Source organism: Streptomyces sp. NPDC048361 (assembly GCF_040651795.1).
In the GTDB taxonomy this organism is placed as follows: Bacteria; Actinomycetota; Actinomycetes; order Streptomycetales; family Streptomycetaceae; genus Streptomyces.
Genome location: NZ_JBEZKW010000091.1, coordinates 1 through 23246, shown reverse-complemented (window position 1 = coordinate 23246; position 23246 = coordinate 1). Strand labels below are relative to the sequence as shown.

The 23246-nt window shown below is 72.2% G+C and carries 21 protein-coding genes and 1 pseudogene; 18 read left to right on the top strand and 4 right to left on the bottom strand.

What is annotated here, in order from left to right; all coding sequences use genetic code 11:
• Positions 1 to 524 (top strand): annotated as a pseudogene (locus AB0D31_RS32395) (hypothetical protein); the annotation flags it as partial.
• A 143-nt stretch (positions 525 to 667) separates the two neighbouring features.
• Here AB0D31_RS32395 and AB0D31_RS32390 read toward each other — a convergent pair.
• The gene (locus AB0D31_RS32390; protein ID WP_362729752.1) at positions 668 to 1630 is read right to left on the bottom strand and encodes a TIGR01777 family oxidoreductase; all 963 of its coding nucleotides are present in this window, start codon (positions 1628 to 1630) and stop codon (positions 668 to 670) included.
• 183 nt (positions 1631 to 1813) lie between these two features.
• Here AB0D31_RS32390 and AB0D31_RS32385 point away from each other — a divergent pair, with 183 nt between their 5' ends.
• From AB0D31_RS32385 to AB0D31_RS32330, 12 genes are all read left to right on the top strand, one after another.
• Complete coding sequence (locus AB0D31_RS32385) at positions 1814 to 2302, top strand: DUF5709 domain-containing protein (protein WP_362729750.1); 489 nt, start codon at positions 1814 to 1816, stop codon at positions 2300 to 2302.
• Between the two features lie 68 nt (positions 2303 to 2370).
• On the top strand, positions 2371 to 2619 hold the full coding sequence (locus AB0D31_RS32380) for a type B 50S ribosomal protein L31 (RefSeq protein ID WP_362729748.1): 249 nt from the start codon (positions 2371 to 2373) through the stop codon (positions 2617 to 2619).
• 174 nt (positions 2620 to 2793) lie between these two features.
• Complete coding sequence (locus AB0D31_RS32375) at positions 2794 to 3696, top strand: glycerophosphodiester phosphodiesterase family protein (RefSeq protein WP_362729746.1); 903 nt, start codon at positions 2794 to 2796, stop codon at positions 3694 to 3696.
• A 105-nt stretch (positions 3697 to 3801) separates the two neighbouring features.
• Complete coding sequence (gene dhaK / locus AB0D31_RS32370; protein WP_362729760.1) at positions 3802 to 4794, top strand: dihydroxyacetone kinase subunit DhaK; 993 nt, start codon at positions 3802 to 3804, stop codon at positions 4792 to 4794.
• A 21-nt stretch (positions 4795 to 4815) separates the two neighbouring features.
• Positions 4816 to 5412, top strand: coding sequence for a dihydroxyacetone kinase subunit DhaL (dhaL, locus tag AB0D31_RS32365; RefSeq protein ID WP_362729758.1), 597 nt, complete (start codon positions 4816 to 4818; stop codon positions 5410 to 5412).
• A complete protein-coding gene (locus AB0D31_RS32360; RefSeq protein WP_362729744.1) occupies positions 5409 to 5822 on the top strand; it encodes a PTS fructose transporter subunit IIA in 414 nt (137 codons plus the stop codon). The genes dhaL and AB0D31_RS32360 overlap by 4 nt, the downstream gene beginning before the upstream one ends.
• Before the next feature lie 199 nt (positions 5823 to 6021).
• The gene (locus tag AB0D31_RS32355) at positions 6022 to 6813 is read left to right on the top strand and encodes a PIG-L deacetylase family protein (RefSeq protein WP_362729742.1); all 792 of its coding nucleotides are present in this window, start codon (positions 6022 to 6024) and stop codon (positions 6811 to 6813) included.
• Positions 6814 to 6997: 184 nt separating this feature from the next.
• Positions 6998 to 9019 carry an NADPH-dependent 2,4-dienoyl-CoA reductase gene (locus tag AB0D31_RS32350; protein WP_362729740.1) on the top strand — a complete coding sequence of 674 codons (2022 nt, stop codon included), beginning with the start codon at positions 6998 to 7000 and terminating at the stop codon, positions 9017 to 9019.
• 46 nt (positions 9020 to 9065) lie between these two features.
• Positions 9066 to 9611, top strand: coding sequence for a PadR family transcriptional regulator (locus AB0D31_RS32345; RefSeq protein ID WP_362729738.1), 546 nt, complete (start codon positions 9066 to 9068; stop codon positions 9609 to 9611).
• 86 nt (positions 9612 to 9697) lie between these two features.
• Entirely contained in the window at positions 9698 to 10132 is a 435-nt protein-coding gene (locus AB0D31_RS32340; protein ID WP_362729736.1) for a MarR family transcriptional regulator, read from the top strand.
• 303 nt (positions 10133 to 10435) lie between these two features.
• The gene (locus AB0D31_RS32335; RefSeq protein WP_362729734.1) at positions 10436 to 12322 is read left to right on the top strand and encodes an NAD-binding protein; all 1887 of its coding nucleotides are present in this window, start codon (positions 10436 to 10438) and stop codon (positions 12320 to 12322) included.
• A gap of 142 nt (positions 12323 to 12464) precedes the next feature.
• Positions 12465 to 12869, top strand: a complete 405-nt coding sequence (locus tag AB0D31_RS32330; protein WP_362729732.1) for a VOC family protein — start codon at positions 12465 to 12467, stop codon at positions 12867 to 12869.
• Between the two features lie 52 nt (positions 12870 to 12921).
• Here AB0D31_RS32330 and AB0D31_RS32325 read toward each other — a convergent pair whose 3' ends face one another.
• Positions 12922 to 13410, bottom strand: a complete 489-nt coding sequence (locus AB0D31_RS32325; protein ID WP_362729730.1) for a DUF6328 family protein — start codon at positions 13408 to 13410, stop codon at positions 12922 to 12924.
• A 104-nt stretch (positions 13411 to 13514) separates the two neighbouring features.
• Here AB0D31_RS32325 and AB0D31_RS32320 point away from each other — a divergent pair, with 104 nt between their 5' ends.
• The 4 genes from AB0D31_RS32320 (at position 13515) to AB0D31_RS32305 (ending at position 18647) form a co-directional block, all read left to right on the top strand.
• The gene (locus AB0D31_RS32320; protein ID WP_362729728.1) at positions 13515 to 14009 is read left to right on the top strand and encodes an NUDIX domain-containing protein; all 495 of its coding nucleotides are present in this window, start codon (positions 13515 to 13517) and stop codon (positions 14007 to 14009) included.
• Between the two features lie 194 nt (positions 14010 to 14203).
• Positions 14204 to 15517 (top strand): ROK family transcriptional regulator, encoded by a 1314-nt coding sequence (locus AB0D31_RS32315; RefSeq protein ID WP_362729726.1) that lies wholly within the window; start codon positions 14204 to 14206, stop codon positions 15515 to 15517.
• Between the two features lie 438 nt (positions 15518 to 15955).
• Positions 15956 to 17326 (top strand): family 2B encapsulin nanocompartment shell protein, encoded by a 1371-nt coding sequence (locus AB0D31_RS32310; RefSeq protein ID WP_362729756.1) that lies wholly within the window; start codon positions 15956 to 15958, stop codon positions 17324 to 17326.
• The gene (locus AB0D31_RS32305; RefSeq protein ID WP_362729724.1) at positions 17313 to 18647 is read left to right on the top strand and encodes a cysteine desulfurase; all 1335 of its coding nucleotides are present in this window, start codon (positions 17313 to 17315) and stop codon (positions 18645 to 18647) included. The genes AB0D31_RS32310 and AB0D31_RS32305 overlap by 14 nt, the downstream gene beginning before the upstream one ends.
• A 97-nt stretch (positions 18648 to 18744) precedes the next feature.
• Here AB0D31_RS32305 and AB0D31_RS32300 read toward each other — a convergent pair whose 3' ends face one another.
• Positions 18745 to 20334, bottom strand: coding sequence for an FMN-binding glutamate synthase family protein (locus AB0D31_RS32300; RefSeq protein WP_362729722.1), 1590 nt, complete (start codon positions 20332 to 20334; stop codon positions 18745 to 18747).
• 304 nt (positions 20335 to 20638) lie between these two features.
• Here AB0D31_RS32300 and AB0D31_RS32295 point away from each other — a divergent pair, with 304 nt between their 5' ends.
• The gene (locus tag AB0D31_RS32295; RefSeq protein WP_362729754.1) at positions 20639 to 22237 is read left to right on the top strand and encodes an NPCBM/NEW2 domain-containing protein; all 1599 of its coding nucleotides are present in this window, start codon (positions 20639 to 20641) and stop codon (positions 22235 to 22237) included.
• Positions 22238 to 22378: 141 nt separating this feature from the next.
• Here AB0D31_RS32295 and AB0D31_RS32290 read toward each other — a convergent pair whose 3' ends face one another.
• Positions 22379 to 23086, bottom strand: coding sequence for a class I SAM-dependent methyltransferase (locus tag AB0D31_RS32290; RefSeq protein ID WP_362729720.1), 708 nt, complete (start codon positions 23084 to 23086; stop codon positions 22379 to 22381).
• Positions 23087 to 23246 lie beyond the last annotated feature (160 nt).

Genomic DNA, 23246 nt, shown 5'->3' with positions numbered 1-23246 from the left:
CGGGGGGCCCGGCCCCCCGGCCCCCCGGGCCGGCGGGGGGGCCCGGCCCCCCCGCCGCCGCCCTGGTCGCGTTCGGCCTCGGGATCTTCCTCTACGGGGAGGCGCTGGTCCGGTTCGACTTCCGCGAGGTGCGTACGGGCGCGGGCGACCAGTGGATCGCCGGAGGCGCGCCGGCCATCTCGGCGCTCGCCGCAGCGAAACTCACCGCGTCACCGCTGTGGACGGGCGCCGCGCATAGCGCCCTGCGCACGACCACGCTGGCCCTGCTCGCCGTCAACCTCGCCGCGTGCGCGGCGCTGCTCGTCGCCGAGGTACGCAGCCCCCGGCCGCGCTACGACATCCGGCGCTGGTCCACGGTCTTCCCGCTCGGCATGACCGCCGTCGCCGCCCTGACCGCCTCGCAGGTCGCCGGAATCCCCTGGCTGCGCACGCTCGGCGAGGTCGTCCTGTGGGCTGCCTTCGCGGCGTGGCTGCTCGTGCTCGCCGGGTTCGCACGCCGCCGCGGCCGGCTCCCCCGCTCATGACAGCCCTGTCGAGGTTGCCTTTCGGTTTCCGGGCCCGCTAAAAGAGCGCCACGGCGGGAAGCCGCTGCGCGTGGCCGTCCGGGGCATCCGGCTTGCCGTCGGGGGCATCCCGCTTCCTGACGAAGTAGCGCACCGGACAGAACCTAGCCGACTCCCCCGCGCCGCCGATCGGCTCGCGCCCGCAGGACCAGATCGGCGGCGGCCCCCGGCCACTCGGGGTACTCGAAGGCGAAGCCCGCGTCCAGGAGGCGGCCGGGCACCACGCGGCGGCTCTTGAGGAGCAGCTCGGTGTCCGAGCGCAGGGCGAACGCGCCGAGTTCGGCCATCCACTTGGTGGCGGGCAGCCCCACCGGGACGCCCCGGGCTCCGCGCAGGGACCGCATGAACGCGCGCTGCGGCAGCGGGGCGGGAGCGGCCAGGTTGACCGGCCCCGCGAGGTCCTCGCGCTCGACGAGGAAGTCCACCGCACGGACGAAGTCGCGGTCGTGGATCCAGGACACGTACTGGGCTCCGCCCGCGACCGGGCCACCGAGACCGAGCCGCGCCATTTTCAGGAGTACGTCGAAGACACCTCCGCGGTCGGGGCTCATCACCATCGCGGAGCGCAGGGCGACCTTGCGGGTGTCCGGCGTCGCCGCTTTCTCCTGCGCCGCCTCCCAGGCCTTGGCGATCTCCACGCTGAAGGCCCAGTAACCGGGGACGCCGGGCTCGGCGCCGCCCACGATCCCCCGCGCCTCGTCGTTGGCGGCGTCGAAGCGGTGCGCGTAGACGGTCGCGGTACTCATCTGGAGCCAGAGCTTCGGCGGGCGCGCGGCGGCGCCGATGGCCTCCCCGACCACCCGGGCCGAGCGCACACGCGAGTCCATCATGGCCCGCAGATTGGCCTCGGTGTAGCGGCAGCTCACGCTGCGCCCGGCCAGGTTGACCACGACATCACTGCCGTCGATCACGTCCGTCCACGCGCCCGGGGTCTCGCCGTCCCAGGCCACCTCGCGCGGGCCGCGCGGGCGCCGCGTGAGGATCACGACGTCGTGGCCTGCGGCGGTGAGCGCCCGGTCCAGGATCGAGCCGACCTGCCCGGTGCCGCCGGGAATCACTATCTTCATGGCGCCCCCTCGAATGTGGAAGCGACTCTACCGTACAGACTTGAACGCGTTCAAAGTGGTGGGCGGGTCACCCGCCCGGCTCGCGTGCGGTGGTCGTCGGCGCCGCGCGGACCGAAACTGGAAACGCAGGCCGGGCCGGACCCCGCAGCGTGCGCACCACTGGTCGCAACCCAGGAGGTAGCCGTGGTCGACAGTGAGACGTGGGGGGACGACGTCTACCAGCCCGACGGCTCCGAGGTACAGGACGACGAAGGCATCCTGGGCACCGAGGACACCCTGGACGACGGCCCCGCCGACCCCCTCGACACGGGCTACTCGCCGCCCGAGCGCCCCTGGGCCGTGGAGCGCCCCGGCGTGACGGCCGCCGAGCGGCTGCACGGCGAGAGCATGGACCAACGCCTTTTCGACGAGGTCCCCGAGGTGTCCACGGCCGAAGGCGACGGCATGGGCGACACCTGGGACACCGACGGCGAGCCCCGCGACAACGAGGTGGGCGGCGTACGCGCCGGACGGCTCGTCGCCCCCGACCAGGGCGCGCACCCCGACGAGGAGACCCGGCTGCTCGCCACGGACGTGGGCCTGGACGGCGCCGCCTCCTCCGCCGAAGAGGCGGCCATGCACGTCGTCGACGAGGACGACACGGAGAACCTCGACGGGTTCGGAGAGACCTGACCCTGTCGCGACGCGAACCCGACGGCATCGGCTCGCGCGTGACACCTGACCGACACCCCGGAGCCCCCATGCAGCGCGACAAGCAGCCCCCGTACCAGGCGGTCGTCTTCCGTGACCGCGCCGCCGGATTCGCCTTTCTGACCCGGTCGACCGCGACGAGCGAGGAGACCATCGACTGGGACGACGGCAACACCTATCCGGTCATCGACGTGGAGATCTCCGCCGAGAGCCACCCCTTCTACACGGGCAAGGCGCGGACCGTCGACACGGAGGGCCGGATCGCCCGCTTCGAGCGGCGTTACGAGGGCAAGGAGTGACCCGGGACCCCGGCCGCTCATCTGCTCGCCGTTGGGCCTTCTGACCGAACCGGAGCCACCCGCACCGGGGAACGCTGCCGCATTATCGGCCATTGTCCCCCGGCGCGACCACGGACGCGCCCCGCGCACTGGCACCCTCACGCACGACGATCCGAGACGTCGTGAGGAATGCCCATGCGTCACCGCACCACTGTGTTCACCGTCCTCGGCGCGCTCTGCGGAGTCCTCGCCCTGGCCCTGCCCGCCTCCTCGCCGCGAGCCGCGCCTGCCGCGCCGGCCGCCGGGCACATCACCGTCTTCGGACACCGCGGCGCCCCGGCCCACGCCCCGGAGAACACCCTCCGCTCGGTGCGCAGCGCCGCGAGTCTCGGCATCGACTGGGTGGAGAACGACGTCCAGCGCACCCGCGACGGGGCGCTCGTCGTCATCCACGACACCACCCTGGACCGCACGACCGACGTCGAGCAGCGCTACCCGGGACGCTCGCCCTGGGCGGTGGGTTCGTTCACCCTGGCCGAGATCAAGACGCTCGACGCGGGTGGCTGGTTCGCGCCGCGCTTCCGGGGCGAACGCGTCCCCACGCTCCAGGAGTACCTCGGCCTGCTCGACCGTACCGACCAGAATCTCCTGCTCGAACTGAAGCAGCCCGAGCTCTATCCGGGCATCGAGCGTCAGACCCTGGACGCCCTCGGCCGGGCCGGCTGGCTCGACGGACCGCATGTCACCCGGCGACTGATCGTCCAGAGCTTCAGCGCGCCCGCTCTGCGCACCACGCACCGGCTGCGCCCGGCGGTGCGCACCGGTCTCCTGGGCTCCCCGCCCGCCGCCCGGCTGGGGCAGTACGCCGCGTACGTCGACGAGATCAACCCCGAGCAGCGTGCGGTGACGGCCGCGTACGTCGAGGCGGTGCACGCGCTCAAGAGCCCGCACTGGCCGAGGATGCGGGTCAACCCCTGGACCGTCGACAGCGCGGGTGCCGCCGCCGCTCTGGTGAAGCTGGGCGTCGACGGCATCATCAGCAATCAGCCCGACGTCATCGAGAAGGCGACCCGCCGGCGCATGCTGCGGCCGCTCTGACCCGGCCTTCGCCGGTGCGCCGGGCGCCGGTCCGCCTGCCCGCAGGCCGGGGTGCGCGTGATACTGGGGGCCGTCACACTTCGCACGCCTCGCCTGGAGGTCATGGTGAACATGCTCATCAACGTGCCCGAGAGCGTCGTCGCCGACGCGCTGCGCGGAATCGCCGCCGCGCATCCCTCGCTCACCGTCGACGTGGAGAACCGGGTGGTGGTGCGGCGGGACGCGCCCGTGGCCGGGCAGGTGGCCCTCGTGTCGGGCGGCGGTTCGGGTCACGAGCCGCTGCACGCCGGGTTCGTGGGGCCCGGGATGCTGGCCGCCGCCTGTCCCGGCGAGGTGTTCACCTCGCCCGTCCCGGATCAGATGGTGCGGGCCGCCGCGGCCGTCGACGGCGGGGCCGGAGTGTTGTTCGTCGTCAAGAACTACACCGGTGACGTCCTCAACTTCGACATGGCGGCCGAACTGGCCGAGGACGAAGGGGTGACCGTCGCCAAGGTCCTGGTCGACGACGACGTCGCGGTCACCGACAGCACCTACACGGCCGGGCGGCGCGGCACCGGCGCCACCCTGTTCGTCGAGAAGATCGCGGGGGCCGCCGCAGCGGAGGGCGCCCCGCTGGAGCGGGTCGAGGCGATCGCCCGGCAGGTCAACGCGAGCGCGCGCAGCTTCGGGGTGGCGCTGAGCGCCTGCTCGACCCCGGCCAAGGGCAGCCCGACCTTCGAACTCCCGCAGGGCGAGCTGGAGTTGGGTGTCGGCATCCATGGCGAGCCGGGGCGCGAGCGGCGGGCGATGATGACCTCACGGGAGATCGCGGACTACGCGGTGCACGTCGTCCTCGACGATCTGCGGCCGACCAGCCCCGTCCTGCTGCTCGTCAACGGGATGGGCGCCACTCCCCTGCTCGAACTGTACGGATTCAACGCCGAGGTGCACCGGGTGCTCGCCGAACGCGGTGTCCCCGTGGCCCGTACGCTCGTGGGGAACTACGTGACATCGCTCGACATGGCGGGATGCTCGGTGACGCTGTGTCAAGTCGACGAGGAGCTCCTCCGGTTGTGGGACGCGCCGGTCAACACGCCCTCGCTGCGCTGGGGTTGCTGACCCATGAGTGAAGGAGAGTCCGTGCTCGACGCCGCGTTCATGTCCCGCTGGATGTCCGCCACCGCCGCCTCGGTGAGCCGGGAGGAGACCCGGCTCACCGATCTCGACTCGGCGATCGGCGACGCCGACCACGGCGCCAATCTCCGGCGCGGCTTCACCGCCGTGACGGCGGCGCTCGACAAGGAGACCCCGGACACGCCGGGGGCCGTACTCGCCCTCGCCGGACGGCGGTTGATTTCCACGGTGGGTGGGGCCTCGGGCCCGCTGTACGGGACGCTGCTGCGGTCTACGGGCAAGGCGCTCGGGGACACGGCCGAGGTGACCCGGGCGCAGCTCGCCGAGGCACTCGGGGCGGGGGTGGCCGCGGTCGCCCGGTTGGGCGGGGCGGCGGCCGGCGACAAGACGATGCTGGACGCGCTGGAGCCGGCCGTCGAGGCGCTCGGGACGTCCTTCGCGGCGGCGGCCGCGGCTGCCGAGGCCGGGGCGCTCGCGACCGTGCCGCTGCGTGCCCGCAAGGGACGGGCCAGCTATCTCGGCGAGCGGTCGGTGGGCCATCGGGATCCGGGCGCGACCTCGGCGGCGCTGCTCGTCGGCGCGCTCGTGGAGGCCGCCGCGTGAGCGGGGCCGAGCCGCTGGTCGGCGTGGTGCTCGTGTCGCACAGCGCGGCGGTCGCGGCGGCCGTCGCCGAGCTGGCCCGGGGCCTCGCGGGGGGCGGGGTCACCGCCCCCGTGGCACCCGCGGGCGGCCTGCCCGACGGCGGGCTCGGCACCAGCGCGGAACGCATCGTGGCGGCGGCCGAATCCGTCGACCGGGGCGCGGGCGTGGCCGTCCTGGTCGACCTCGGCAGCGCCGTCCTCACGGTCAAGGCGCTGCTGGCAGAGGGCGACGAACTCCCGCCCGGAACACGGCTGTTGGACGCGCCGTTCGTGGAGGGGGCGGTGGCGGCGGTGGTGAGTGCGTCGGCGGGGGCGGACATGGCGGCGGTGGAGGCGGCGGCGTCGGAGGCGTACGAGTACCGGAAGGCGTGAGGGGCTGCTCGCGGCGCGGCTGGGTCCATCGCAGTCCAGCCCGCGGGGTTCCCCGCGCCCCCAGCTCCCCGGTGCCGCCCGGCACCGTCCGGCGGCTGGGGGCGAGCGCCCTTCGGGTGTGAAGGGGGTGGGAGCGGAGCCCCCGCCGGGGTGGCGCGTCCGGTGTCGGTGGGGGGCGTGGCGGGGTCATCATGAGGACATGAGTGCCTTCAACGAGCTGGGCGGCACCGGCGGACCTCCGCTTCCCCCGCTGCCGGAGGACTGGACCCGGGCACTGGCCGTCGTGGCGCATCCGGACGACATCGAGTACGGCACGGCGTCCGCCGTCGCCCGCTGGACCACGCAGGGCAAACAGGTCGCGTATCTGCTGGCCACCCGCGGGGAGGCCGGCATCGACGCGGTGCCTCCGGACCGGGCCGCCCCCCTGCGTGAGGAGGAGGAACGGGCCGGGGCCCGCGAGGTCGGAGTCATGGATGTCGAGTTCCTCGGTCACCGCGACGGTGCCGTCGAGTACGGAACGAACCTGCGCCGCGACATCGTGCGGGTCATCCGCAGGACCCGCCCCGAGGTGGTGCTCTCCGGCGCGTACACCGTGCGGATGATCGGCGGGCTCGTCAACCAGGCCGACCACCGCGCCGTCGGGCTCGCCGTGCTCGACGCCGCACGGGACGCAGGAAACCGCTGGATCTTCCCCGAGCTCACCGAGGAGGGCCTGGAACCCTGGTCCGGGGTGCGGTTCGTCGCGTTCGCGGGGGCGGAGCGGCCCACGCACGGCGTGGCGGTGACAGGAGAGCCGCTGGAGCGCGGCATCGCCTCACTGGCGGCGCACGCGGAGTACACCAAGGGGCTCGGCGCGGAAGCGGACGCCTTCGCCCCGCGGCCGTTCCTGACGTGGATCGCCCGCGCGGCGGGTTCGGCGATGGGCGTGGAGGCGGCGGTGCTCTTCGACGTGCACCAGCTCATCCCCGAGGGACCCCCACCCTGGGTGTGATCGCCGGACCCGCGCACCCCGCGCACCCCTGCGTACCCGGCGCACCCCGCGTACGGGCCCACCGGGTGCGCACGCGAGGTGAGCCCACGGTGTGAGTGCCGCCTCAGTGTTATGCAACTTGTTGCATAAGAGGGGTCGGCTGGTCTACAACGGAGCCGACGACATCCCACCCGGAGGCGCCCCCATGACCGCGTACCCCCACCTGCTGAGCCCTTTGGACCTCGGGTTCACCACGCTGCCCAACCGGGTGCTGATGGGCTCGATGCACGTCGGGCTCGAAGAGGCCGAGAACGGGTTCGAGCGGATGGCCGCGTTCTATGCGGAGCGGGCCCGGGGCGGCGTCGGCCTCATCGTGACCGGCGGCATCGCCCCGAACGACGCGGGCCGCCCCTACCCGGGCGGCGCCCGGCTGACCACCGAGGCGGAGGCGGCGCAGCACCGTACCGTCACGGACGCGGTGCACCGCGAGGGCGGCCGGATCGCGATGCAGATCCTGCACTTCGGCCGGTACGCCTACCACGAGGACCTGGTCGCGCCGAGCGCGCTCCAGGCGCCGATCAGCCCCTTCGTGCCGAACGCCCTGAGCGACGACGAGGTCGAGCAGACCGTCGAGGACTTCGTGCGCGCCGCCGAACTCGCGAAGTCCGCCGGCTACGACGGCGTCGAGATCATGGGCTCCGAGGGCTATCTGATCAACGAGTTCGTCACGGGCGCCACCAACCGGCGCAGCGACCGCTGGGGCGGCTCGTACGAGAACCGGATGCGCTTCCCCGTCGAGATCGTGCGCCGCACACGCGAGCGCCTCGGCACCGACTTCATCCTCATCTACCGGCTCTCCATGCTCGACCTGGTGCCCGGAGGTTCGACCCTTGAGGAGGTCGTCACGCTCGCCCGTGCCATCGAGGCGGCCGGTGCCACGATCATCAACACCGGCGTCGGCTGGCACGAGGCGCGCATCCCGACCATCGCGACCTCGGTGCCGCGCGGCGCGTACACCTGGGTCACCAAGAAGCTCATGGGGTCGGTGTCCATCCCGCTGATCACCAGCAACCGCATCAACACCCCAGAGGTGGCCGAGCAGTTGCTCGCCGAAGGGCGCGCGGACATGGTCTCGATGGCGCGGCCCTTCCTCGCCGACCCGGAGTTCGTGGCCAAGGCGAGCGCGGGGCGCGCCGAGACCATCAACACCTGCATCGGCTGCAACCAGGCCTGCCTCGACCACACGTTCAGCGGGAAGATCACCTCCTGCCTGGTCAATCCGCGCGCCTGCCACGAGACCGAGCTGGTGCTCTCCCCCACCAAGGTGCGCAAGCGGCTCGCCGTGGTCGGCGCGGGCCCGGCCGGGCTCGCCTTCGCCGTGTCGGCGGCCGGGCGCGGCCACGCCGTCACCCTGTTCGACGCGGCCGACCGCATCGGCGGCCAGCTCAACATCGCCAAGCGGGTGCCGGGCAAGGAGGAGTTCGACGAGACGCTGCGCTACTACCGTACGCAACTCGAACTGCACGGCGTGGACGTCAAGTTGAACACGGAGGTAGCCGCGGCGGAGTTGGCCGACGGCGCGTACGACGAGATCGTCGTCGCGACCGGCGTCACCCCGCGCACCCCCGAGATCCCCGGCTCCGACCACCCGAGCGTCGTCACCTACCTCGACGTCCTGCGCGACGGTGCGCCGGTCGGCGAGCGGGTCGCGGTGGTCGGCGCGGGTGGCATCGGCTTCGACGTGGCCGAGTACCTCACCGACGGCGGGAACGCGGCGAGCCTGGACGCGGAGACCTACTTCCGCCAGTGGGGCGTCGACACCACGTACGCCGAGCGCGGCGGGCTGCGCCGGCCCGAGCGGCCCAAGCCGCCGCGCCAGGTCCATCTGCTCCAGCGCAAGACCACCAAGGTCGGCGCGGGGCTCGGCAAGACGACGGGCTGGATCCACCGCACCGAGCTCAAGCACCGCGGCGTGACCATGGTCCCCGGCGTGCGCTACGACCGCATCGACGACGACGGCCTGCACATCACCGTGGACGGCGAGTCGTCCGTGCTGCCCGTCGACACGGTGGTGCTGTGCACGGGCCAGGAGTCGCGGCGCGGCCTGTACGAGGAGCTGAGCGCGGCCGGCGCGACGGTGCACCTGATCGGCGGCGCCGACGTCGCCGCCGAGCTGGACGCCAAGCGCGCCATCGACCAGGGCACCCGGCTGGCCGCGCGGCTCTGACGGGCCGGGACGCCGTGAGGGGCATGGCCGAACCTAGGATGCGGTCATGTCCCTCCCGCACGCGATCCTGACCGCACTGCTCGAAAAGCCCTCGTCGGGGCTTGAGCTGACGCGCCGCTTCGACAAGTCGATCGGCTACTTCTGGTCGGCCACGCACCAGCAGATCTACCGCGAGCTGGGCAAGCTGGAGCACTCCGGGTTCATCCGCGCGCTGCCGTCCGCCGCACCGGCCCGCGGACAGAAGAAGGAGTACGAGGTGCTTCCCGCGGGCCGCTCCGAGCTCGCCCGGTGGGCGGCGGCCGGCCAGGACCCCAAGCCCATGCGGGACCCGCTGCTGCTGCGCGTGCGCGCGGCGGCGGTGCTCGGCACCGGCGGCCTCCACGCCGAGCTGGAGCGCCATCTCGCCCTGCACCAAGGCCAGTTGGACATGTACCGGGCGATCGAGGCGAAGGACTTCCCGCCGGAGCGGGACAGCGAACAGGACCGGCTGCGTCATCTGGTGCTGCGCGGCGGGATCGAGCTGGAGACGTTCTGGATCGGCTGGCTCACCGAGGCACTGGCCACCCTCGCCGACGACCCGCGGCCCGCGTGAGTCCGCCGTCGGGCGTGGCGTGAGCCCGTCACCCCGTCCGACGTTGTATTATACAACTGATTCGTGGACCGGAAAGGGGATCAGTCGTGCTCAGCCGAGACCAGTCGGTCGTCACCATTCAGCGTGAGCTGACCGCGTTCGCCCGGCGCGCCCGGGCCGCCGCCGCCCGGATGCACCCGGAGCTCTCGCTCGTCTCGTTCACGCTGCTCTCCCACATGGAGGACCAGCAGGGGTGCCGGGCCACCGACCTGGCCGCCTACTACCTGCTCGACAAATCGACGATCAGCCGACAGATCGCGGGCCTGGAGAAGCTCGGCTTCATCGAGCGCGTCAGCGACCCCGACGACCAGCGAATCCAGTTGCTCCGGCTGACTCCGGCGGGCACCGCCAAGCTCGCGGAGGCGGCGGAGCTGCGCCGTCAGGCCTTCCACGAGCGGCTCGCCGACTGGGCACCGGAGGACCTGGACCGGTTCGCCGAGTACCTGCTGCGCTACAACAGCCGCGCCGAGGGCGGCGGTTGACCGCTCGGTGGTTCTCGCCCGCACCGCACGGGCAGACCTCGTCCGCACCACACAGGCAGTTCTCGCCCGCACCACAGGGGCAGTCCTCTTCTCCCGCGCCCGACGGGCAGTCCTCTCCCGCGCCCCACGGGCAGTACTCGTCTCTCCCCCCGACGGGCAGTTCTCGCCCGCACCGCACAGGCAGGCCCTCGCCCCACGAGGCCGTCGACGTGACGCCCCTCGATGAGGCAAGGTTTCCCCGTGCCCTCTCTGCCTCCTCAGTCACCTGCGCCCCAGCCGTGGACCGGGCCGCCCGCCGGTCACATGATCGTCAGCGGGGACGACGCCCTCGCCCATCGGCTTGCCGGTGAACTACGCGATGTCTACGGGGAGTTCGTCGTCCTCGTCGTGCCCCCGGAGACCGGGGCCGCCGCCACGCGGATCCCCGCGGGCGGTCTGACCCGGGCCTCCGCGCTGTTCGGCCGGGTGTCGTCGGCGATGCTGCGTACTCCGGCGGCCGGCCCGGAAGGACAGCACGGCGCCCGGCTCCTGGAAGCGCGGGAACCGACCGACGCGGCGCTCGTCGAGGCCGGTGTCGAGCGGGCCGCGGCGCTCGCGCTGGTCCACCGTGACGACGAGACCAACATCCGGGCCGCCCTCGTCGCCCGGCGCCTCAACCCCCGCGTCCGGCTCGTCATCCGGCTCTACAACCGCAAACTCGGCCAGTATCTCCAGGAGTTGCTCGACCAGGCGGCGGCCCTGACCACGCCGGATCCGGGCCCGGCCGGTGCCGAGTCCTCCACCACCGTCCTGTCCGACGCCGACACCGCGGCGCCCGCGCTCGCCGCCACCGCGCTCGCCGGCACCAGCAAGGTCGTCCATGCCGACGGGGTGCTACTGCGGGCCGGGCAGCGGCCGCCGCCGGGCAGCGGCGAGGTCACCGACCCCGGCCTGTGCACCCTGGCACTGCTGTCGTCGACCACCAACGACCCCGCGGGCTCGGAGGGTTCGGACCGCAGCGGTTCGGAGGGGCCCCGGCTGCTGCCCGACGAACGCTCGCTGGACGAGGCCGGCCACCGCGGCCGGGTCGTCCTGGAGACCGTCACCTACACGGGCCCCGTGCAGTCGCCCGGCCGCCTCACCGACCTCGGCGCACCACTGGGCCGACTGTTCTCGCGCCGGCTGCGCTGGTCGCTCGCCGGGGTCGTCGCCTCCGTGGTCGCCCTGGCCGTCGCGACCTGGCTCACCACGGGCGACGACCCGCTGCACGCCGCCTATCTGACCCTGCTCGACATCTTCGCCATCGACGACCCCGCCGTCGGCGCCCCGGTGAGCCGCCAGGTGCTCCAACTCCTGTCCGGGCTCACCGGGTTGCTCCTTCTGCCGGTCCTGATCGCGGCCGTCCTCGAAGGGCTCGGCACGTTCCGCAACGCCTCCGCGCTGTCCCGGCCCCCGCGCGGCCTCTCGGGGCACGTGGTGCTGCTCGGCATGGGCAAGATCGGCGCCCGGGTCCTGGTGCGGCTGCGCGAGCTGAACATCCCCGTCGTCTGTGTGGAGGCCGACCCGGCGGCCCGCGGCATCGCTCTCGCCCGGCGGCTGCGGGTGCCCACGGTCATCGGCGACGTCACCCAGGAGGGCATCCTCGAATCCGCCCGCATACACCGGGCCCACGCCCTGCTCGCGCTGACCAGTTCGGACACCACCAACCTGGAGGCGGCGCTGTACGCGCGCTCGGTCAAGCCCGATCTGCGGGTCGTGATGCGCCTGTACGACGACGACTTCGCCACTGCCGTCTACCGCACCCTGCGCGCCGCCCACCCCCAGGCCATGACCCGCAGCCGCAGCGTCTCGCACCTCGCGGCGCCCGCCTTCGCCGGCGCCATGATGGGGCGTCAGATCCTGGGCGCCATCCCGGTGGAGCGCAAAGTGCTGCTCTTCGCGGCCGTCGATGTGGCAGGCCACGGCCAACTGGTGGGCCGCACCGTCGAGGAGGCGTTCCGCGAGGGCGCGTGGCGGATCCTTGCCCTCGACACCTCCTCCCCCGCCGACCGGGTCCCCGACCTCGGCGCGACCCGCCGCCCCGGCGACCTGGTCTGGCGGATCCCGCCGAACTACGTGCTGCGGCCCGAGGACCGCGTCGTCCTGGCCGCGACCCGGCGCGGCCTCGCCGAACTCCTCGGCCGCCGCCCGTCCTCACGCGTAACCCGGTGAGGGAGGGGCGGCGACGCGGAAGCGGGTCGGGCGGGGCCACGCCGGAAGCGGGCCGACGGGGTGGCCACGCGAAAGCCGGCCGGGCGCGGCGGCCGCGCGGCAGCGGGTGTTAGGCGCGGCCGCGCGGGGGAACTCGTCCCGCATGAGTGTTTCCAAGACCAGCATCCTCGTCCTGGACTGCGCCGAACCGGTCGAACTGGCGGAGTTCTACGCCAAGTTGCTCGGCGGCGAAGTCGAGACCGGCCACGACTCCGACTTCGTCGAGGTCGTCGGCGGCCAAGGCGTCCATCTGGCGATCCGCCGCGACCACGGGTACGCGCCGCCGAGCTGGCCGCGCCCCGAGAACTCCCAACAGGCGCACCTGCGGATCGTCGTGGCGTACGGCGACATGGACGCCGCCGAACGCGAGGTGATCACCCTGGGCGGTACGCCCGTCGACACCAAGGACAACAACGGCCCACGGGACGAGCGGGTCTACTCCGACCCGGCCGGCCACTCCTTCACGCTCGCCGTCTCCGCCAAGCACTCGGGCCGGCCCCGCACCTGAGGGGTGCGCCCAGCCGGCCCGACCGGCGCCACCGGCAGGGCCGGAGGCGGCCTCACTGGTCGGACGGCTCGCGGTCGCGGTAGTGCCGGTGCGCGACAGCCGGCAGCACGAACCAGCAGCAGACGATCCAGCAGACCACTCCGGCCACCAGCCAGGGGGCGAGGGCGCTGTGCAGCGCGACGCGCAGGATCAGGAGCAGCGAACTCGCCATCGTGCACAGGAGCAGCACCAGGCCGACCACGGTGAGCCGGGAGGCCCAGGTCACGGTCTGCGGCTTGAGCCGCCGGCCCGCGAGCATACGGTGCAGGGACACCGGCCCGATGAGCGCCCCGGTCGTCGCCGCCCCCAGGACCACCGTCACCACGTAGATGGTCCGGTCGGTGGAGCTCAGTGAGGTGAAACGCTGCTGGAACACGACCGCGAGCAGGAATCCGAAGAGGATCTGGACGCCGGTCTGCGCGACCCTCAGCTCCTGGAGCAGATCACCCCACTTGCGGTCGGCGCGTTCCTCCGCCGTCTCGTCCCGCCCGGAATCCGCCATGTGCACCACCTCCTGCGCGTGCGAATACCCATACATATCAACTGGAACCCCGTGCGCCCCACCGCCCCATGGCGCCGCGCTCCCAGGACCCTCAGACTGGCGCCATGGGCGGAAAACGCAGTGCCGGGCTTCTGCTGTACCGCACGGTGGGGGACGGCATCGAGGTGCTGGTCGGACACATGGGCGGCCCGTTCTTCATGGGGCGTGAGGCGGGCGCCTGGTCGGTGCCCAAAGGAGAGTACGGCGCCGATGAGCTGCCCGAGGCTGCGGCGCGGCGCGAGTTCGAGGAGGAGCTGGGGCTGCCGCCGCCCGAGGGTGACCTGCTCCCGCTCGGCGAGATCGTGCAGCGCGGCGGCAAGACCGTGACGGTGTGGGCGGTCGAAGCAGACCTCGATCCGGCCGACGCCGTGCCGGGTACCTTTTCCATGGAGTGGCCGCGCAGGTCGGGCACGGTGCGGGCGTTCCCCGAGATGGACCGTTTCGCGTGGCTGTCCCCCGAGCTGGCGGCCGGCCTGCTCGTCCAGGGCCAGCAGGCCTTTCTCGACCGCCTGGTACAGCACGTGACCGGCGTCCCGCTCGAACACTCCGACGAGGCGTGACCCCCCGGCGGCCCCCCGGCCGGCCACCGGCGCCGGGCCCCCCGACCGGTGACGACCGCCGATGCCCGCCCGCAGATGGGGCCGGGCACCGCCCTGCCTGACTTCATGCCTTAATTTAGTACGTGAGTTAAGGCGTACCATGCCGTAAGCCGACGACTCGCGCACCGGTATGTTGCACGCAGGGAGGGAGCCACATGGCCACACCGAACAGAAGGACCGTCCGCGACCTGCGCCGGGACAACCGCGGGGCGGTGCTGAGGCGGTTGTATTTCGACGGCCCCATGAGCCGCCAGGCACTCGGCCCCGCCACCGGGCTGAGTTCGGGTTCCATCAGCAACGTCGTCGCCGAACTCGCCGCCGACGGCCTCGTCGAGGACGCCGGGGTGGTCGACTCCGACGGCGGCAGGCCCCGCACCCTGCTCCGGGTCGCCCCGGACAGCGGCCATCTCATCGGCGTGGACGTCGGCGAGACCCGCGTCAGGGTCGAGCTGTTCGACCTCGTACTGCGCGAACTGGCGCGCGTGGAGCTGTCGTTGGACGTCGGAGGCTACGACGTCGGGCACATCGTCGGCCACATTCGCGACGGCGTGGCCACCGTCCTGCACGAGAGCGGCCTCGACCCCGCCCGGCTGCTCGGTGTGGGGGTCGGCGTGCCCGGCATCGTCGACCGCAGCTCCCCCGACGGAGCCGTGGTGCACGGCCAGACCATCGGATGGGAGGCGGTGCCCCTGGAGTCCATGCTCCGCGCATCGCTTCAACTCCCTGACGACACGCGGTACTTCATCGAGAACGGCGCCAAGACGCTGGGCCAGGCCGAGATGTGGTTCGGCGGCGGGCGCGGCACCACCGACGCGGTGATCGTCCTGTTCGGCTCGGGTGTCGGCGCCTGCATCGTCTCGGGCGGTGCGATCTACGGCGGCGCGCACAGCAGCGCCGCCGAATGGGGCCACACCACCGTGCACGTACGCGGCCGGCGCTGCCGGTGCGGCGCGCTCGGCTGCCTGGAGGCGTACGCGGGCGCCGAGGCGCTCATCGAGCGCTGGCGCGAGGCGGGCGCCGAACTGTCCGCCCAGGCCTCCGAGGAGACGGCGGTGACCGCGCTGCTCGCCGCCGCGTTCCCCCCGGACAAGCATCTTGCCGCCGACGCCACGGCCCGTGCGGTCATCGAGGAGACCGCCGAGTACCTGGGCGCCGGCCTCTCCGATCTGATCAACCTCTACAACCCGGAGCGCATCCTCATCGGCGGCTGGGCGGGGCTCCAACTCGGCCCGTACATCCTGGAGTCGGTGCGCCGCCACGCGACCGCCTACGCGCTGCGTCACCCGGCGGAGCGCGTCACCATCGAGCTCGGCCGGCTCGGCCCGGACGCGGTCACCGTGGGCGCCGCCACCCTCCCCCTGGCCGGGTTCTTCACCCGGGGCGGCCACAGCGCCCCCGCGACCGAACAGGAGCCCCCGGCGGAAAAGGCGGGATGGCACGCTTCCGTCGCGGAGCGCACGGCCCGCTGATCCATTCCGAGGCCTTTTCCGCGGATCCGTTGAGGGAGATAGGAGATCCCTTCCGGGATCTTCATCCATCCGGGATATTCCCTCGTCCGCGATCGCCGATCTTTCTTCGTCCGGAATCTCTGATCCCCCCTGCCCGGGAGCTCCGGGAAAAAGTAATTCACCGCACGCTTTCCGAGAATCCGATGGGAAAACGTGTTCCCATAAGTCGGGCTTTAGGGATCTATCAGCAGAGGCGACGAGTTGGGATTGAGTCGCGTCCGCCGCCCATCAGGGCGGCCCCCACCTGCGGCGCAGCACGCTTTCCCGCCGCCAATCCCGCTATTTCAGGACTGCCCCTGGCACATGCCTCTTGCGGAGTCCCTATTGCAGGAACACGATCGGTCCTCGTCACGTTCCGTCGAGGAGGTACCGGTGAACGTTCCTGTGAACAACCAGCGGATGAGCCTGAGCCCCGACACCGCGAGGCAACTCGCCACCGCCACCAAGACCGTTCCGCAAATGCGCGGGGTGACCCCGCGCTATCTGCTGCGCGCCCTGCCCTGGGTCGATGTCGAATCAGGCGTCTACCGCGTCAACCGCCGTCGCTCCTTCATCCTGGGTGACGACCGGATCAGTACGTACGACGACGACGGCACCCCGCGCGTCATCGCCGGCGACCTGCGTGAGCTGCCCTACTTGCGCGACGCCGACGACGCGGCGCTCGACGAACTCGCCGCCGCCTTCGCGCCGGTGACGTTCGACGCCGGCCAGGTCCTCGTCCAGGAAGGGGACCCGGCCGAGCGGCTGTGGGTGCTCGTGCAGGGGCGCGCCGAGAAGCGTGTCACCGGAAGGTACGGCGAGGACGCGCTGCTCGACGTCGCGGGCGACGGCCAGTTCTTCGACCTCGATGCCTGGACCCGGGGCGAGCCCATGCCCTATCGGGTCAAGGCGCTCACGCCCGGCACCGCTCTGTGCGCCGACCGTGCCACGCTCAGCCAACTCACCTCGCGGGACGACCGGTTGAGGGACGCGATGGACGCGTTCGTCTCCGGCGACGGCGTGCGGCCGGGCTCCGAGGCACCCATCGACCTCTGTTCGGGCCACGTCGGAGAGGTCGAACTGCCGGGCACCTACGTCGACTACGAGGACGCGCCGCGCGAGTACCACATGTCTCTGGCGCAGACGGTGTTGCGCGTTCACACCCGGGTGGCGGACCTCTACAACGGCCCCATCGACCAGACCAGGGCCCAGGCCAATCTGACGGCGCAGGCGCTGCGCGAACGGCAGGAGGCGGCTCTGCTCAACCACCCCGAGTTCGGCCTCGTGAACAACGTATCGGCAGGCCAGCGCGTGCAGTCGCGCACCGGGTCGCCGACCCCCGACGACCTCGACGAACTGCTCGCGCGGGTGTGGAAGCAGCCCGGGTACTTCGTCGCCCACCCGAGGGCGATCGCCGCGTTCGGCCGTGAGTGCACCCGCCGTGGGGTGCCGCCGGTGACCGACACCCGGTTCGGCAGCCCGCTGCTCACCTGGCGTGGCGTACCGCTGCTGCCCTCCGACAAGATGCGGTTCTCCGGCGGCGCAGCCGTCGGCACCACGGAGATCCTGCTCATGCGCCTGGGCGAGGCGGAGCAGGGCGTGGTCGGACTGCGCCCGTCCGCGGTCCCCGACGAGATCGAACCGGGCCTGTCCATGCGGAACATGGGCGTCGACCAGAAGGGCATCAGCTCGTATCTGATGACCGCCTACTTCAACACGGCCGTCCTGGTGGAGGACGCCATCGCGGTGCTCCAGAACGTCGAGGTGTCCACCTACCATGACTATTCCTGAGGCCGAGGAGCGGCAGACACCGTACGGGTGGCCCGAGGAGCGGCAGCCGGCACAGGGGACTCGGGCCGGAGACCGGCGGAGCGATCTCCCCGGCCTGACGCCGGGCGCGTTCACGCCCGAGTCGGCGCGCAAGGACTTTCCGATCCTGCACCGCACGGTCAACGGGCATCCGCTGGTCTGGCTCGACAACGCCGCCACCACACAGAAGCCCCGTCAGGTCATCGAGGCGCTCGCCGGCTACTACAGCGCGGCGAACTCCAACATCCACCGCGGCGCGCACACCATGGCGCGCGAGGCCACCGATCTGTACGAGGCGGGCCGCGCCGCCGTCGCGGACTTCCTCGGCGCGCCATCGCCCGACTCCGTCGTCTTCGTACGCGGTACCACGGAGGCCGTCAACCTGGTCGCGCAGAGCTGGGGGCGAGCCCGTCTCGGCCCCGGCGACGACATCCTCGTGCCCGTCCTCGAACACCATTCCAACATCGTCCCCTGGCAGTTGCTGGCGAAGGAGACCCGGGCCCGGGTCGTGCCGGTGCCGCTCCTCGCGGACGGGCAGATCGACCAGGACGCCTACGCCGACCTGCTCTCCTCACGGACCCGCCTCGTCGCGGTCAGCCAGGCCTCGAACGTGCTCGGCACGGTGCCGCCCGTCCGTGAGATGACCGCGCTCGCCCACCGCTACGGGGCGAAGGTCCTGGTCGACGGTGCCCAGGCCGTCGCCCACCTGCCCGTCGACGTGACCGATCTCGACGCCGACTTCTACGCCTTCTCGGGGCACAAGCTGTACGCCCCGACCGGCATCGGCGCGCTCTACGTCAAACCGGAGGTCCTCGCCGGGCTCCGGCCCTGGCAGGGCGGCGGCAACATGATCGATTCGGTCTCCTTCGACCGCACCACGTTCGCCCCCGCGCCCCATCTCCTGGAGGCCGGCACCGGGCACATCGCCGGCGTGGCGGGGCTGCTCGCCGCGCTGAACTGGTTCACCTCCTTCGACCTGACCGCGGTCGCTGCGTACGAGGAGGCGCTCACGGCGTACGCGCGGCAGGCGATGGGGAAGGTGCCGGGTCTGGAGATCCTGGGTTCGGCACCCGGCAGGATCGCTGTCCTGACGTTCACCGTGGCGGGCCGGGATCCGGCGGAGATCGCCTCGTGGCTCGACCAGGAGGGCATCGCGGTCCGCGCGGGCCACCACTGCGCGCAGCCCGCTCTCGCCCACTACGGCCTCACGGCCGCCGCCCGCGCCTCGTTCGCGCTGTACAACACGCCGGAGGAGGTGGACCGGCTGGTGGCATCGCTGCTCGCGCTCGACGGGTCGGACTGAGCATCACGCGACGGGGCCGGGCCCGCGGGCCCGGCCCCTGTTTCATGTCCGGAGGGCCCGGCCCCTGTCACTCCCAATCGGGCGTGAGCGAGAACCGTCAGGCGGTGAAGGAGTCCGGGTCGCTGCTCTTCCAGGCCCCGGCCCATTCCTCGGGCAGCGTGGCCGGGGCGAGCAACTGGCCCGGCTCCAGCCAGGTGTAGAGCTCGGCGTACGTGGCGACGGCGTGGTGGGAGGTGCGGCGGCTCAGCATGTGGGGGCGCAGCTGGGCGGGGTCGCTCACCCCGAGCGAGGCCATGATCTCCATGGCGCTGTGCACGGTGGCCTGCTGGAAGCGCTGGACCCGGCGGTACTTGTCCTCGACCACGAGGGCGCGGCTGCGCTCGGGGTCCTGCGTCGCGACCCCCACGGGGCACTGGTTGGTGTGGCAGCGCTGGGTCTGGAGGCAGCCGACGGCGAACATCATCGCGCGGGCCGCGTTGGTGTAGTCGGCGCCCTGGATCAGCCGCTTGACGATGTCGGAGCCGGTGGCGACCTTGCCGCTCGCCCCGATCCGCACCCGGTCGCGCAGGCCGGTGCCGACGAGGGCGTTGTGGACGATGGAGAGTCCGTCGGTCAAGGGCGTACCCACATGGTCGACGAATTCGACCGGTGCGGCGCCGGTGCCGCCCTCGGCGCCGTCGACCACGATGAAGTCGGGGGCGATGTCCTCCTCCAGCATCGCCTTGCACAGGGCGAGGACGTCGCGGCGGCTGCCGACGCACAGTTTGAACCCGGTGGGCTTGCCGCCGGCGAGTTCGCGCATCCGGCCGATGAAGCGGATCAGTTCGCGCGGCGTGGAGAACGCCCGGTGGTGGTTGGGCGAGATGACCGTCTTGCCCTCGGGCACCTCACGCACCCGGGCGATCTCCGCGGACACCTTGGCGCCGGGCAGCACACCGCCCTTGCCGGGCTTGGCGCCCTGGGACAGCTTCAGGGAGACACAGCGGACGCTTTCGGTGGCGGCCTTGCGTGCGAATTCGGCGGGGTCGAAGTCGCCGTCGGGGGTGCGGCAGCCGAAGTAGCCGGTGCCGATCTCCCAGATCAGGTCGCCCCCGTAGCGCAGATGGTGGTCCGAGATGCCGCCTTCACCGGTGTCGTGGGCGAAGCCGCCCTCCTTGGCGCCCCGGTTGAGGGCGAGGATGGCCGGCGCGGACAGCGAGCCGAAGCTCATCGCCGACACGTTCAGGAGCGCCATGTCGTACGGCTTGGTGCAGTCGGGGCCGCCCACGCGGACGGTCACGGGCTGGTCCGGGACCGGATGCGGGGCGACGGAGTGCACGAAGAACTCGTATCCCGGCTGGTAGACGTCGAGCTCGGTGCCGAAGGGGTCCTGGTCGGCGGTGCCCTTGGCGCGTTCGTACACGGCGGAGCGGGTGTCGCGGTCGAAGGGGCGGCCGTCGTAGTCGCGCTCGATGAAGTACTGCTGCATCTCAGGGCGGATCGCTTCGAGCAGGAACCGCGCGTGGCCGAGGACCGGATAGTTGCGCAGCACCGAGTGGCGGCGCTGAACGAGGTCGTACGTGCCGGTCGCGGCCAGCGCGAGCAGCGGGCCCGCGGCGATCCACCACCACGCCCCGACGGTCACGGCGAGGACCACGGCTGCCGCCGCGAACACCACAAGGGCGGCCACCAGGCCTGTGCGCTTCACTTCTGTTTTCTCCTCACCGCGGCCCGGCTCCAGCGCCGTGTGCCGTCGTCTTCGCCCGTGTTCCTACCCATCCCGCGTGCACGGTCGCGCGGGCCCGTCGGCCGGTGCCGGGCGCGTTCCCGACACGGCGTCCCCTTCTCTTGACATGCACGGGGTCGACCGCTGAGATGTGGTTGCTTTCGTTCGACGCCGTTCGCTTGTGCGCCAATTACCCCCACTGGAGCCGCACTTGAGTACCGAACCGCACAGTTGCAGACACCGTCTCGGCGCTTTCCTGGGCGCCCTCGCTCTCGTCTCGGGCGGTCTGACGGCCAACGTGGAGGTGACGGCCGCACCGGAGGCGGCGGCCGTGGACAACGGTCTGGCGCGTACCCCGCAGATGGGATTCAACAACTGGAACTCGACCCACTGCCGGGCCGAATTCAATGAGGCGATGGTCGAAGGCATCGCCGACGCCTTCGTGGCCCGGGGTCTCAAGGCCGTCGGTTACACCTATGTCAACATCGACGACTGCTGGGCGCTGCCGAGCCGCGACGCCGCCGGGAACCTCGTCCCCGACCCGGTGCGCTTCCCCCACGGCATCAAGGCGGTCGCGGACTACGTGCACGCCAAGGGGCTCAAGTTCGGCCTCTACTCCAGCGCGGGCACCAAGACCTGCGACACCCAGGGCTTCCCCGGTGGCCTCGGGCACGAGCGGCAGGACGCCGAGCTGTGGGCGTCCTGGGGCGTGGACTACCTCAAGTACGACAACTGCAACAACAACGGCGTCGACGCCAAGCAGCGCTACACGGCGATGGGCGACGCACTCAAGGCCACCGGCCGGCCCATTCTCTACAGCATCTGCGAGTGGGGCCAGAACCAGCCCTGGACCTGGGCGTCGGGCACCGGCAACTCGTGGCGGACCACGGGAGACATCAGCGACTCCTGGTCCAGCATGATCAACATCGCGCACCAGAACCAGCCCCTGGCGGCCGCCGCGGGCCCGGGCGGCTGGAACGACCCGGACATGCTGGAGGTCGGCAACGGTGGCATGACCGACACCGAGTACCGCACCCACTTCAGCCTGTGGTCGCAGATGGCGGCCCCGCTGCTGATCGGCAGCGATCTGCGTGCCCCGAGCGCGGCGACCCTCGCGATCCTGAAGAACACCGACGTGATCGCCGTCGACCAGGACCCGCTCGGCAAGCAGGGCACGGTGGTCTCCAGCGCGGGCGGCCTGGTAGTGATGACCAAACCCCTTGCCGACGGCGGCCGTTCGGTGACGCTCACCAACGAGACCGCCTCCACCAGGACGGTGACGACGACGATCGACGCCATCGGGCTCGGCGGATCGTCCTCGTACGCCCTCAGGGATCTGTGGTCGCACCGGACGAGCAGCACCACGGGCGCCATCGGCGCTTCGGTGCCCGCGCACGGAACGGTGATGTACCGGGTCACACCGGGCCCCCGGGTGCCGCCGGCGCCCGGGCTCCACCAGCTCAGCGACCTGTCGTGGACGTCGGCCGCCAACGGCTGGGGGCCGGTCGAGCGCGACCGCAGCAACGGGGAACAGGCCGCCGCCGACGGCGGGACCCTCACCGTCGGCGGTGCCACCTACACCAAGGGCCTCGGCGCGCACGCCTCGTCCACGCTGACGTACTACCTCGGCGGCACCTGCACCGCGTTCAGCTCGGACGTGGGTCTGGACGACGAGGTGGGCGCGAAGGGGTCGGTCGTCTTCCAGGTCTACCGGGACGGGACGCTGGTCGCCGACAGCGGCCGGGTCACCGGCGCGGACGCGGCGAAGACGATCGGCGCCGACCTGGCCGGAGCCGGCGAGCTGGAGCTGGTCGTGACGGACGCGGGTGACGGCATCGACTACGACCACGCCGACTGGGCCTCGCCCAAACTCACCTGTTCCTGACGGCAGTTGTTGTCCGGCCCCCTGAGGGCGGCCGAGGCGGCGTGAAGGGGCCCCGCTCCCCGAAGCGGGCCCCTTCAGGCGCCGCCCTCCTCCGCGCCCCCTCCGCGCCCCGTCCGCTCCTCCTCCTCGCCTACTTCGCGCCTATTTCGTGGCCACCACGAGCCGGGAGCGCGGGCTGCCGTTCGCCCGCCGGCCCAGCTCCTCCAGGGCGTACAACTCGACGCCGAAGCCGGCGGCCGCGAGTTCCCGGCGTACGTCCGTGAGGCCGAACCCGCGGTAGTACATGACGAACGGCGGACGCCACACGGCGTTGCGCACCCGCATCGCCGTGTCGAAGCCCAGCAGGGCGAGGTATCCGGAGCTGCCGGGCCGGGACGGCGCCACCACCGGGAACGCGAACCTGCCGCCGGGGCGCAGCGCCGCGTACACCTGACGGAAGAGGCCGGGGCGTTCACGGGGCAGGAAATGCCCGAACGCGCCGAAGCTGACGGCCAGATCGAAGGCGGCACGCAGGGGCAGCGCCCGCGCGTCGGCCCGGATCAGGTGCGCCCGCGGATGGGCGCGGGCGGCGACGGCCAGCATCCCGGCGCTGATGTCGACGCCGGTGACCTGGTCGCGGCACACCTCTCTCAGGACGCCGAGGCCCGCGCCGGTGCCGCAACACAGGTCCAGGCCGCGGTCGAAGGGGCCGAGTGCGCCGAGGACGGCCGCCACCGGCGCGAGGATCGCTTCGGGGGTGCGAAACGGAGTGTGGTCGAACTTCGGGGCGAGCAGGTCGTAGCCGCGCTCGACGGACGACAGCGCCTGGACGGCGAGTTCCCGGAAGGTGGGGCCCTGGGGAGCGAACATGACTGGTCAGCTTAGGGGGCGGGCAAGGCTTTTCACGACGCCCATGGGGTCGCCAATTGCCCGCTTTATGACCCTTCCGTAACAGCCGCATCACCGCCCCCCCCCCCCCTTCCCGCCGCACGGAACCCAGGCCAGGGCCCGGCCGGACCGGCGGCACCAC